Annotated in this window: 12 protein-coding genes and 3 pseudogenes; 14 read left to right on the top strand and 1 reads right to left on the bottom strand. The window is 36.6% G+C overall.

Annotated elements, in window-relative coordinates; translation table 11 throughout:
• Positions 1-95: 95 nt before the first annotated feature.
• The 7 genes and pseudogenes from AC1DVK_RS17860 to AC1DVK_RS17830 all read left to right on the top strand — a co-directional run.
• A pseudogene (locus AC1DVK_RS17860) lies at positions 96-332 on the top strand (hypothetical protein); the annotation flags it as partial.
• On the top strand, positions 256-438 hold the full coding sequence (locus AC1DVK_RS17855) for a hypothetical protein (RefSeq protein ID WP_477627047.1): 183 nt from the start codon (positions 256-258) through the stop codon (positions 436-438). The pseudogene AC1DVK_RS17860 and the gene AC1DVK_RS17855, both read left to right, overlap by 77 nt.
• A 95-nt stretch (positions 439-533) precedes the next feature.
• Entirely contained in the window at positions 534-761 is a 228-nt protein-coding gene (locus tag AC1DVK_RS17850; protein WP_410863353.1) for a hypothetical protein, read from the top strand.
• Between the two features lie 351 nt (positions 762-1,112).
• Positions 1,113-2,687 carry a spore germination protein gene (locus tag AC1DVK_RS17845; protein ID WP_410863355.1) on the top strand — a complete coding sequence of 525 codons (1,575 nt, stop codon included), beginning with the start codon at positions 1,113-1,115 and terminating at the stop codon, positions 2,685-2,687.
• 10 nt (positions 2,688-2,697) lie between these two features.
• Positions 2,698-3,798, top strand: coding sequence for a GerAB/ArcD/ProY family transporter (locus tag AC1DVK_RS17840; RefSeq protein ID WP_477627046.1), 1,101 nt, complete (start codon positions 2,698-2,700; stop codon positions 3,796-3,798).
• On the top strand, positions 3,795-4,904 hold the full coding sequence (locus AC1DVK_RS17835) for a Ger(x)C family spore germination protein (protein WP_477627045.1): 1,110 nt from the start codon (positions 3,795-3,797) through the stop codon (positions 4,902-4,904). Before AC1DVK_RS17840 ends, AC1DVK_RS17835 begins: the two co-directional genes overlap by 4 nt.
• Before the next feature lie 302 nt (positions 4,905-5,206).
• A complete protein-coding gene (locus AC1DVK_RS17830) occupies positions 5,207-5,383 on the top strand; it encodes a hypothetical protein (protein ID WP_477627044.1) in 177 nt (58 codons plus the stop codon).
• 557 nt (positions 5,384-5,940) lie between these two features.
• Here the strand turns inward: AC1DVK_RS17830 and AC1DVK_RS17825 are convergent.
• Complete coding sequence (locus tag AC1DVK_RS17825) at positions 5,941-6,201, bottom strand: hypothetical protein (protein WP_477627043.1); 261 nt, start codon at positions 6,199-6,201, stop codon at positions 5,941-5,943.
• A 728-nt stretch (positions 6,202-6,929) separates the two neighbouring features.
• Here AC1DVK_RS17825 and AC1DVK_RS17820 point away from each other — a divergent pair.
• From AC1DVK_RS17820 to AC1DVK_RS17790, 7 genes and pseudogenes are all read left to right on the top strand, one after another.
• Positions 6,930-8,042 carry an ABC transporter substrate-binding protein gene (locus AC1DVK_RS17820; RefSeq protein ID WP_410863360.1) on the top strand — a complete coding sequence of 371 codons (1,113 nt, stop codon included), beginning with the start codon at positions 6,930-6,932 and terminating at the stop codon, positions 8,040-8,042.
• A pseudogene (locus AC1DVK_RS17815) lies at positions 8,032-8,852 on the top strand (alkaline phosphatase family protein). The gene AC1DVK_RS17820 and the pseudogene AC1DVK_RS17815 overlap by 11 nt, the downstream one beginning before the upstream one ends.
• Before the next feature lie 39 nt (positions 8,853-8,891).
• Positions 8,892-9,833, top strand: coding sequence for an ABC transporter permease (locus tag AC1DVK_RS17810; RefSeq protein WP_477627042.1), 942 nt, complete (start codon positions 8,892-8,894; stop codon positions 9,831-9,833).
• Positions 9,830-10,702 (top strand): ABC transporter permease, encoded by an 873-nt coding sequence (locus AC1DVK_RS17805; protein WP_318684840.1) that lies wholly within the window; start codon positions 9,830-9,832, stop codon positions 10,700-10,702. The genes AC1DVK_RS17810 and AC1DVK_RS17805 overlap by 4 nt, the downstream gene beginning before the upstream one ends.
• The gene (locus tag AC1DVK_RS17800; protein ID WP_477627041.1) at positions 10,702-11,715 is read left to right on the top strand and encodes an ABC transporter ATP-binding protein; all 1,014 of its coding nucleotides are present in this window, start codon (positions 10,702-10,704) and stop codon (positions 11,713-11,715) included. Before AC1DVK_RS17805 ends, AC1DVK_RS17800 begins: the two co-directional genes overlap by 1 nt.
• Before the next feature lie 27 nt (positions 11,716-11,742).
• Positions 11,743-12,525, top strand: coding sequence for a DeoR/GlpR family DNA-binding transcription regulator (locus AC1DVK_RS17795; RefSeq protein WP_284470957.1), 783 nt, complete (start codon positions 11,743-11,745; stop codon positions 12,523-12,525).
• A 132-nt stretch (positions 12,526-12,657) separates the two neighbouring features.
• A pseudogene (locus AC1DVK_RS17790) lies at positions 12,658-12,759 on the top strand (HAD hydrolase family protein); the annotation flags it as partial.
• Between the last annotated feature and the right edge of the window lie 21 nt (positions 12,760-12,780).

Genomic DNA, 12,780 nt, shown 5'->3' with positions numbered 1-12,780 from the left:
GGAAAAAGAATTCATTAATTTAATATCAGAAAAAATGAAACTTGTCCGAACATGATTTTGTTCAGTTAATTGTTTGTAAAAATGGTGGTACGCCTAAAGAAAAAACAATGGATGGTAAGATATGGTGGAAAGAAATCGAGTATAGAGGGGATTTTCGTTTGCAACAAAATTTGAGTATTAACCATTACCGTATATTGGATCAATATGATTATCGTTGGCATAGTTCTTTTAATAAGGCTCTTTTCGTAAAGATTGTTGTTATTAAAACGAAACTATTTAAGGTTGATTGGAGCGAAAGTGCGAGACTCCTGCGGGAGCAGCGGGACAGGTGAGACCCCACAGGCGTTTACGCCGAGGAGGCTCACCGCCCGCACCAAGGAAAGCGAGCATCTGGAGGGGAAATCAACCACAACTCACTACCTGGTACAAAGTATGTGAAAACAGCTTTTAATAAAGAAGAGAGTTTAAGTCGTTTAAATGAATTACAGTAGGTGGGGACATCGAGATAGACAAAGGTATAGGGATGGGGATATATGAAGATTAAGATTTTATTTACAGTATTGATAATCAGTATAGGGATTAATTTGTTTTTATTTGGAAGATGGTTAATTTTTGAAAAAGCGTATGAACCGTCCGAAAGTGAACAGGCTATTTTAAGAAAAATGGTGCAGAAAACAGTTGAGAGTAAAGAGTTTAAAAAGTTAGCAGAAAAAGAGAATATTATTGCTATTGATGCAAACATGGATAAAAATAAAGGTTGAATGTTCCACTACTATTTTGGAGTATATGTCCGTACTATACAAACCTATCTGTTTGCTTGCAGTAATGAACAATACTCAGAATTGGAAAGCGCAGTAACGACTAATTCCATATATCAAGTAGAACCCCGAATTCCATTTAAAAAATAGAGAAAAGCCAAAAAATAACTGAAATAAAAGAAAGCCTATTTCCTTACATAACAAGGATCCTAGGCTTTCTTTATTATTATAGGTGTTTAATTTACAATTTTGAAGTTAAACTCAATTTTTTTTCCAAACTGGTGTACGTTTTACTTGCTTCCGTCATAGTCTAATTTTTTTACAGCATAGAGTATATTTCTTCTTATGCGAGAAATGATAAATCCGAGAGAAAGGGGGGCGTTTCATATTTTTTTCTCCGGTTTATTTAAAAGGAAACGTTATTCTAAATACCAGCAAACAAACCAAAATGTTTATTCAGAAAAACTTAGTTCGATAGAACATTATCCGCTGTATCCTGATTTATCGATGAATATACAAGTACTTCAGCAGATGTTTCACCATGCTCCGGATCTGGTGATTCGCCACTTCGAATTCGCCGGAAAGGGAACAAAGGCAGCTTTAGTATACGTAGATGGTTTAACAGATAAAAATTCAATAAGCAGAAATGTTCTAAGTGCCATGATGCAATCCTCTTTCGACCCAAAGAAGGGATTGCCTACAACTATAGGGGATGTTGAAGAAGTCCATTCATGGAAATCCGTTGAAAATGCACTTTTTGCAGGTGACAGCGCCTTATTCATCCAAGGGGAAACTAAAGCGTTTCTTTTGGATACAAAAGGATGGCCTCAAAGAGCGATTGAAGATCCGAAGTTAGAAACATCACTGAAAGGTGCCCACCAGGGATTTGTAGAGACCGGAAGTCAGAATGTAGCAATGTTGCGAAGGTATATTCCTAACCGAGAATTGATCATAAAGGAACTTACAGTGGGTGTTCGCGGAAAGTCAAAGGTCTTTATCGTTTATTTGGGAGATGTTGCTAGTAAAGAAGTACTGCAGGAACTTGAAGACAGAATCAAACAAATTCAAATGGACGTGATAATTAATACTGGTGAACTATCTGAACTCATTGAAGATAACCCATATTCCCCGTTTCCTCAGTTTATATTAACCGAGAGGCCGGACGCAACAGCTTCACAAATTCTTCAAGGTCGATTTGCCGTTATCGTCGATCGTTCGCCATCTGTTTTAATTGCTCCGGTAACATTAATGTCTTTTCTTCAGAGTATTGATGATTACAGCACACGCTGGTTAGCTGCATCATTGATACGGTTGTTGCGCTTTTTCGCTTTTATGATCACATTGTTTCTACCTTCAACATATGTAGCCGTTATATCCTATAATTACGAAGTCATTCCTTTAAAGCTTTTTTTATCCATAGCCGAATCACGGGTGGTTGTTCCCTTTCCGCCAATCATAGAAGCACTCTTGATGGAGGTTACCATTGAAATGATGAGAGAAGCAGGCGTTCGTCTTCCGGCTCCAATAGGCCAAACGGTTGGAATTGTGGGAGGAATTGTGATCGGACAGGCAGCTGTTCAGGCAGGTATAGTAAGCAATATTATGGTGATTATCGTTTCTGCAACGGCAATCGGCTCATTTATCATTCCAAATTATGACATGGGGACGGCTATCCGAATGCTGCGATTTCCAATGATGTTATTAGCAGTCATGTTTGGAAGTGTCGGAATCATGATTGGTGGCATGACGTTGATTGCCCATTTAATTAGTCTTGAATCGCTGGGAACTCCGTATGCAAGCCCATTAGCTCCTTTCCGGTTTGCTGATATGAAGGACTCATTTATTCGTTTCCCTTTATGGAAAATGATTACAAGACCAAAAAGTGTAAGGAACATTCAATCCAATCGTCAGGGAAAGCCTAAAAGATAAGGTGAGGAAAATGAAAAAATACACTCATAATGAAATCACCATCCTGCAATATATTTTTTTAATTGTTGGGACCCAAATGGGGGTCGGTTTTTTGTCGCTTCCTAGAGTTGTTGCCGAAAAGGGTGGAACAGACGGCTGGATGGGCCTCATCATTGGTTGGATATTAAGTGTTGCTGCCAGTATTATTATAGTGAAAACGGCTGCGAAGTACCCAAATGACACGTTTTACGATCTTCTTATCCGATTTTTTGGAAAAATACTAGGTAAAGTGGCTATTTTCATTATTCTTGGATACACTTTAAGCTTTTCTTTGATCATATTTATTAACACTTTTCTTTATATAAAAGCATGGTTTCTTCCCAATACACCTGATTACTTAATTGTGTTGTTATTTTCAATCCCGGTATTCTTTATAGTCAGGAATGGTCTCCGTGTTATTGGAAGATATAATGAATTGATTTTCTATATGACGATGTGGCTCCCGGTAGTTCTTTTGCTTCCATTAAAAGATGGAAGTCTCTTGAATTTACTTCCATTGTTTAAAGTTGGTTGGAAGTCAATTTCAGCTACCCTGCCGCCGATCATTTATTCGTTCCTAGGGTTTGAGCTTGTCTTTTTCTTTTATCCTTTCTTAAAGAAAAAGCAATATGCCATTCATGGAATTATTATTGCCAACACCTTATCGATGTTCTTTTATCTCTTTGTAACCATTAGCTGTTTTGTGTTCTTTAGTCCGGATAGCATTACCGATTTTAATCAGCCTGTCCTAAGTATGCTCAAAGTGATTAAATTCCCGTTTATTGAGCGTCTTGACGTGGTTATATTGAATATTTTGATCCTTTTTTCCTCAAGAGCCTGGATCTTGTACATGTACTGTACAGTCTTTAGTTTCAGTCAATTAATGAATAAGCAGGATCATAGTTTATATGTACCCGTTTTGTTAGGTTTACTCGTCGTGGCCACATTTTTTGTTCAACCAACATGGATACAAGTAACAACCTGGCAAAAATGGGCTTCGAATGCCGGGATTGCGGTAGCATATGTGTTTCCCGTTTTTTTATGGATTTACAGTTGGGGATATGAGAAATTTTCACGGAGGAGATTTTCATGAGCCGAAAAATAGGATTGTGTCTTTTAATCCTTGTAATGATACTCTCTGGATGTATGGATGCTACACCAATAGAGGAAGTTAGCGTCTCACTTATTTTAGGCCTCGATTTAGATGAAGAGGATAATTTATTAGTGTATATGTCAAGCCCGATAYTTAGTAAAGAGGCAAAAGATAAGGAAGAAGTGTATGAAGTTAAATCATATACCCTCCGACATTCAAGAGAAAAATTTGATGCGAGGGTAATAGGATTAACATCAGGAAGTAAAACGCAATTGTTTTTGGTGGGAAAACGACTGCTTAAAAAGAAGGATTGGTTTGACTATCTCGATCCTTTCTTCAGAGATTCTAAAAATACAGTAACCGCAGGTGTTGTCGCTGTAGATGGATCTGTTGCAGATGTTATTTTCAATAAACCAACAGATAAACCGCGGCTATCTCTATATTTAACAAGTTTAATTGATTCTGCCTCCAAGAGAAATATTGTGAAAAACACGTCCCTCCAGGATTTCCACAGACAAATGAAGGACAAAGGGAGAACGGCGTGGATCACCCAAATCAAAAAGAAAAAAAGAATCGAGCTAACAGGCTCCGCATTGCTAGCTCAGTCCGGCCAATATAAAATAACAATAACACCTGATGAAAATCAATTATTAAATATTTTAGATGGTAATCAAAAAGGTGATTATTCCATAACTATTCCTGTTTCTATGGAATCCGCCAATAAAGGCAAACCATACATCAGCTTCGCCATTTCAGATTTGAAAGTAAAGAAGAAAGTAAAGTTCAATGGACGCTTTGTATTTGATATAAATGTAGATTTACAAATCTCGATTTCCGAACAACTCTTTCCATTCGATGTCCAAAAAGATTATGCAAAGCTTGAAAAAATCATTACAAATGAGCTTGAGAATGAAACCAATCAATTAATTCAAAAAATACAAAAGGCTCAAATTGACCCTTTAGGGCTTGGTCTGTATGCAAGAGCTTACACTTATCAAGAGTGGAAAAAAGTACAAGAAGACTGGGGGAACACTCTGGCAAAATCAAAAATAAACATACATGTAAAAACAAAAATTAAGGGCATAGGATCAACGAATCATCAATAGGACAAAAGCTTTCATAATGGGGATGCTGAGAACCGATACCGGTTTCTCCCTTTTAGGGATTAAATTTGCAAGCTTTTTTTGACAAAGGCCATGCTTGATTTAGAATGAGGTAGCATAAGACTGTAATAAGCATTATTGATTGCACCTAAAGGGCGAAAGGGTGAAGAGGCTTACAAACGATTTCTTGTTTCGGAGGCTACAAAAACTTGCTTAATGAAGAAGATTATTTATATATATAAAGATCAAAGAAGCTTAGGCTCTTTGATTTTTATTAATGTTTAAGGCTCTTTTCGTAAAGATTTTTGTTTTTAAAACGAAACTATTTAAGATTGATTGGAGCGGGACAGTTGAGACCCCACGCGTTTACGCCGAGGAGGCTCACCGCCCGCACCAAGGAAAGCGAGCATCTGGAGGGGAAATCAACCACAACTCACTACCTGGTAAATAGCAACAAAGTATGTGAAAACAGCCATGTTTAAATACTTCATCGTAATACCAGACCCTTTAATTTGTCCTCGGCTTTGTCCTCGTGTAATTTCAAAGTTATTAAAGATTATTGGTGATGAATTTTTAGAAAGTGTTTATATGATAAGATTTTTTAGCCCTGTTTTCTTCGATTATGATGTAAACATCGCCTAGAACCTTTGGTATGACTGGATTTTGGATTAAGATGAGAGTGGAATGCTAACATTTTGCTAACTTTCAGTTTCTGAAAACTTACTTTCACTATTTAGAAAAGACCTTTCATAAGTTCACTGAACTTATGAAAGGTCTTTTCGTCAATATTTTTTGTCATATATGCGTAGATGTTCATTGTTGTATTTACGTCTGAATGTCCTAATCTCCCTTATATCTAATTTTATACCTGCACCAGCTTCAATGAGAGTCTAAAACTGTGTGGAGTGATGTGCTTTTTCAATCTTCATATGCTTCACTTGTTCGATTGTAATAAGTTTTTGTGATTCTTAGTTTTTTATGAAGTCAAGGGTTGACCACTTTAGAGCAAGAATTTCTTCCAAACGAACTCCCGTATACGCTAACTTGCAAAGGTAAGATAGTCAAAAGAAAGTCCATGTTCTTTAGCAATACATAAGAATGCCTTCAATTCACTTACTTTCAAAAATTGATCGTTGAGTTCTTCTTCTTCAATGTATTTTATAGTTATTTGTTTTTTAGGCATAACAAAACCTTCTATTGGGTTTGCAAGTAGAAAAACTTGGCGGATAGCGTGTTTAAAAATCATATTTACAGTAGTATGAATGCTGTCAAGGTAGTTATTGCTAAACTTCTTGGACAATTCATTGAAATGGGACTGATACATATGCCTTGTTATCTTTCGCAAAGGGAGATGACCCCATTTAGATATAAGGTGCTTTATAGCAATGCTACGAGCTCTTACACTGCTTACTTTTACTTAAATATCATAATATTCAATCCATTTCAACGCAAAATTTTCAAAAGTGATATTCATTTCCTTCAATTCGGTTTCGTATTTCTAGATTGGTATAGAGAAACGCCTAAAATAAATCTGATACCATCGCAACTCGGTTAAAGATAATTTTAGTTTTTGTTTTTATAAGACGTTGTAAAATCTGGGAAAATACTTTGATATTGCATCTAAAAGAATCCTCCGTCAAATAAAGAGATTTAAACTTTGGGTCATGGGGATGAAGTTTAGGCACATTGTCACTTGTTGGAGGAGTTTTATCCTTATTAATGCACAATTTTAATATTACTGTAGCAAAATAAAGAGAACACCCTTTAAATTAACTCTTGGCACGCTTAGTTTGATGGGAATGTGGTAGGACCCTAGATTTGCTTTTACTTTACCCTATTTTCGTACTGTTGTTGAGGATTTTTTCTGGATGATTATGAAAATAAAAGCTGATGAATTTGACGAATAAAAAGTGGTTTTACAAAACCTTAATATTTGAATAATGTGGGATTAATATTGTCGAACTATGATGAAACCGTAATAAAAAGTAATAAACATTAAAAATTCCACACTAAATGGAGGCCCTTTTTATGAATTACACATTCAAGAAGAACTGTTATAAGTCTATTCAAGCTGTGATGTTAGGAGTGAGTGTACTAGGATTATCTGCTTGTGGAGCTCCTGAAGAGCAGGCTGCTCCAGTTGTTAAAGATCCAAACTCACTAACCCTGAAAGATATTGAAACAAAGGCAAAAGAAGAGGGGACAATTAATAGTGTCGGTATGCCTGATTCATGGGCTAACTGGGGAGAAACGTGGAATGATGTGATGAAAAAATATACGTTGGAACACAGCGATACAGATTTATCCAGTGCCGAAGAGATTGCCAAAATGGAATCTGAAGGAGAGAATGCAACAGCTGATATCGGCGATGTAGGGATTTCCTTTGGGCCAATCGCGGAAAAAAAAGAATTAACGATGCCATATAAAACTTCCTATTGGGACGAGGTACCTGACTGGGCAAAAGATGACAATGGAGATTGGGTTGTTGGCTACCAAGGAACGATTGCATTCCTTACTAATAAAGAATTAGTAGATAACCCGCCAAAATCATGGGATGACATATTAAAAGGAGATTATAAAGTAACAGTTGGAGATGTTCAGCGTGGTACACAGAACCAAATGGCCGTTCTTGCTGCCGCTAAGGCTTACGGTGGTGATGAAACAAATATCCAACCAGGAATTGACTATTTTGCTAAGCTTGCCAAGCAAGGCCGCCTTAGCTTAACTGATGCCAAGCCGGCTAACATCGAAAAAGGGGAAGTGGAAGTTGCCCTTGTTTGGGATTTCAATGCTCTAGGTTACGCTGACCAAATTAACCGCGATCAATTTGATGTAGCCATTCCAAGTGAAGGTTCAGTCGTAAGCGGCTACGCAACTATTATTAACAAAAATGCAAAGCATCCGCATGCGGCGATGGCAACTAGAGAATATATCTTAAGCGATGAAGGACAAATAAACTTAGCTAAAGGATTTGCCCGTCCAATTCGCGATGTAGAACTACCGAAAGAAGTAGCTGAAAAAATGGTTCCAGAAGAACAGTACAAAAATGCAAAACCTATTGAAGATTACAAAGCTTGGGAAGAAACAGCAAAGAAATTACCACAGCTTTGGCAAGAAGAGGTGTTAGTCCATGTCAAATAAAGTAATAGCAATTATTGTTGATGGTATGAGATATGATAAAGCATGTGAGGCTCTTGGATTTATTCAACATCTAGTTGAAACAAATCAGGCAGCACTTTACAAAGTAAAGTCGGAGCTCCCAAGTCTTTCCCGTCCATTATATGAAGTGTTACTAACGGGTACACCGGCATCAGTGAACGGAATTACGTTCGCTTATCTACTGAGAAAAGTATCTTTCATCTTACGAAAGAAAACGGCTTAAGAAACGGAACGGTATCTTATTACTGGGTAAGCGAACTTTATAATCGCGCGCCATTCCATTTTATTGAAGATCGTGAGCAAGAGGATGAGTCTAAGCCAATTCAATATGGAAAATTTTATTGGGATGATGACTATCCAGACAGCCATGTGTTAATGGATGCAGAAGCTTTGCGCAGAAAGTATGACCCACACTTTTTATATATTCATCCGCTCGGTGTAGATGTAAAAGGAGAAATTTTCGGTTCGGAATCGAAAGAATATCGTGAACAAATCTTAAAAATGGGAAGCTTGTTGGCACAACTTTTGCCAATTTGGATCAAAGAAGGTTACCACATTTTAATTACATCTGATCATGGCATGAGTGAATATGGCAACCATGGCGGCATAACTGATGGTGAGCGTGATGTACCACTCTTTATCATGAGTCCAAAAGTTGAACCTGGTGTTTACAGTGAAGTAGTTCCGCAATTAGCTTTTGCACCGCTCGTTTGTGAACTTTTAAATATTGAGCCGTCCAATAAAATGATTTCATATCAATTTCCAGGTCTGAAAGGAAAAAATACCCTTTAAAAAAGATACACTATTCAACATTAAAATGAAGAATGAAGGTTGACGGGAATTGGTTTAACGAACGTACTGTTAAATCAATTCCCGAATTTTCCTAAATTGTTAGAGAACAAAGAGGAGCGAGAAGTCTTGCGAAAAATAAAAAAACAAAAAATTTACTTATTAGCTCTTTTATTGCCCTTTATTATGTTTGTGATTGGATTTGAAATAGGACCATTAGTGGCAATGATAAAAGACAGTTTTTATGCAGACGATGGAATTCAAGTTACGATTGATCAATATATCACCATATTTAAAAGTAAGTTTTACTTACAAGGTATTCAAAATAGCATTGTCATTTCCTTGTTTTCTGCCGTAACTTCTGTGTTTATAGCAGTCATTGCAGCCTATTCGTTTACAAAGTTCTCACAAAAAATACAAAATCGCCTGCTGATGATTGCCAATATGACGTCGAACTTTGAGGGTATTCCCCTTTCATTTTCATTTATTATTTTACTTGGAAACAATGGGTTGTTTACGTTGCTTTTTTCAAAGATTGGTGGGGATGTGTTTGCGGATTTTAATTTATATTCATGGACAGGCCTCATTCTTGTTTATATATATTTTCAAATTCCGCTTGCTATTATGCTCATCTACCCGTCTTATCAAGGAATTAAGAAACAATGGAAAGAAGCTTCTTCATTATTAGGAGGATCAACATTATCATTTTGGCTTCACATTGGGATTCCAGTTCTTTTACCTAGTATTGTAGGTACATTCAGCATTTTGTTTGCTAATTCGATGGGAGCTTACGCTACTGCCTATGCATTAGTAGGCAGCAACTATAACTTATTGTCATTGCAAATTGCCTCTCTAGTTGCAAGTGACGTTGCATTAAAGCCGCAGCTAGGCAGTGCGATGGGAGTTCTTCTAGCAGCGACAATGATAGGGGCGATGTGGTTCAATGAACGAATGATGCGCCGCATTAGGAGGGATTTACGATGAAATCTTCATTGACTTTTCATAAAGTGATTGTAGGGTTACTAGTTATATATTTATTAATTCCGCTTGTAGGAACCTTTTTATTCTCGGTTGCCGGTAAATGGGATCATACCATTTTACCTGAGAGTTATACAATGGATTGGTATATTGAATTATTTCAAGATGAACGGTTTTATGATGCTTTTCGACGAACGCTGTTTTTAATTGTCATGTCTGTAGGTCTTAGTGTTGTTATTATGCTTCCGACTATCTTTATCATCACGGTATATTTCAGTAAATGGGAAGGGTTACTTCAAGCAGCAGCTATGCTTCCTTATGGAATTCCTCCCATTGTTGGAGCTGTCGGATTAATCAAGGTATATTCAGATGGACCGATTCAAATTGCCGGAACACCTTGGATTTTAATCGGTGCCTATTTCATAACGATTCTGCCATTTATGTATCAAGGTATTCGTAGCAGTCTTCGTACGATTAATGCTGTGCAGCTTGTTGATGCAGCTGAATTACTGGGTGCTACCAAATTCCAGTCGTTTCGCACAGTGGTGTTTCCAAATATTATATCTGGTATTTTAGTGTCTACCTTATTATCAGTCGCTCTTTTATTTAGTGAGTTTGCTTTTGCCAATTTGCTTGTCGGGGGCCGATTTGAAACCATTCAAATTTATCTTGCCGACAAACTAAACAGCAGTGGTCACTTAACAAGTGCAATTGTTATTACTTATTATTCAATGATTTTACTTTTAACGGGGATTGTATTAAAACTTACGTTTAGAAACGAAAAAAATCCTGTCGTGTCAAATAAGAAGCGAATTCTTTCATTTTTTAAAAAACAACACTGTAATAAAAATACTGCTATAGAAGGTGAAAAGTAATGAGCTATGTAACCATCGATCAAGTGACTAAGGGGTATGAAAATCAAGTCGTTCTAAATGACATTTCTTTAACATTAAAAAAAGGAGAATTTGCTACACTTCTTGGGCAAAGCGGATGCGGGAAAAGTACATTATTACGTTCCATTGCGGGACTTGAAGGTGTTGATGTAGGAAGAATCTTAATTGATGGAAAAGATATTACTAATTTATCACCGCGTCAGCGTGAAGTCGGTATGGTATTTCAGTCTTATGCGCTTTTCCCAAATATGAGCGTTTTTGACAATATCGCGTACGGCCTTAAAATGAAGAAGGTAAAAAATATTAAATCAAAAGTGAAAAATATGATTGATATGGTTGATTTAATAGGAAAAGAAGAGTCGTATCCTCATCAATTATCTGGTGGACAACAACAGAGGGTTGCTCTTGCCCGTGCGCTTGTCATGGAGCCGAAAGTACTGCTTTTGGATGAGCCGTTAAGCGCATTGGATGCTAAAATTAGAAAAAGTTTGCAAAAAGAATTAAAGAGAATACAGAAAGAATTAGATATTACAACTATTTTTGTTACGCATGATCAGGAAGAAGCAATGACGATGTCTGACCGAATTTTTGTCATGAATGAAGGAAAAGTTGTACAATCCGGTTCTCCATCAGAAATTTATACTTCTCCAGCCAATACATTTGTTGCAAAATTCATCGGAAATTATAATGTTTGTAATATGGAAGTTTTCCATAAACTTGTTCGCAGCACAGAATTAAAAGGGAAGGAAGTCGCGATTCGTCCTGAAGTTTTACAATTAGTTTCTGCTGGTGAGGATAGCTTGGATTTACAAGAGAACTGGGGAATTAAAGGGTTTATTAAAGATGTTTCCATGACAGGGAATGTTTTAAGATATGAAGTAGAAACAGATGAGTCCGCTTTCCTTGTAGACTATCTTCACCACCGAGGAAAAATGTTTGAACAAGGAGCACGCGTTAATATTGTTGTACCGAAGAAAGAATGCATTATTTTATAAATTATTAATGATTGTGGGGGAAGGAATATGTCTGTTTTGCCAGAAGAAAGAAAGAATGAAATTTTAAAAGAACTTAACAAAATGGGAAAAGTTAGAGTAATGGAATTAGTTGATCAATTTAATGTTTCAGAGGAAACGATTCGACGCGATTTGATGATATTAGAGGAAAAAGGGCTTTTAAAGAGGGTTTACGGTGGAGCGATTAAAACAGTCTTTGAATTTGAGGAGCCTCCATTTAAACAGCGTACAACGGTGAATCAAGAAGCGAAAATTAAGGTTGGGAAAAAAGCAGTAGAACTCATTTCTAACGGTGATGTGATTGCCATTGATGTAGGGACAACCATGCTTGAATTTGCTCAGTGTATCGAAAATAAAATAGACATTACGATTTTAACCAATTCTCTTCCTGTGTCGTCTATGTTAACCGAATTGCTCAATGAAAATAAGTTTACAGGACAAATTCTATTACTAGGCGGACAAATTGATCCAAAGCATCAATCTATAAGCGGCGGTCTCACTGAACAAATGTTAAATCAATTTAACATTGATAAAGCGTTCATTTCAGCTGGTGGTGTTTCCATTCAAAATGGGGTTAGTAATTATCATTTACATGAAACATTAGTTTCACGCAAGATGGTCGAGGTATCAAAGCAAGTTATATTGCTAACGGATTACTCTAAAATTGGTGTCGACACATTTAGTAAAGTTTGTCCTCTAGAAAAAGTCGATGTGATTGTCTGTGAGCAACCATTTCCAGAGGAATGGAGAAATCATTCAAAATTAGAAGAGATCAATTGGATTCAAGCATAGTCAATCCATAAAAGGACATATCGAGATGGATGAGGGAGTTCTCTCTCTTTTTTGATTGGCTTTTTAATGAGAGCAGATATAAAAGCTAGAAAGAGAATTTAATAGATTGAATGAGAAAAGGAGCTATATAGCATGAGTTTCATTGCGATAGATTTAGACGGAACATTATTAAACGACCAGAATGAAATTAGTGATGAAAATATAAAGGCGATTCAATATGCCCAAGATAGAGGCTTTGAAGAGAGGCTTTGAAGT

It is taken from the genome of Peribacillus sp. P4_B1 (assembly GCF_056402395.1).
The sequence above is the reverse complement of the archived record's forward strand: the minus strand, read 5'-3'. Positions and strand labels throughout refer to the sequence as shown.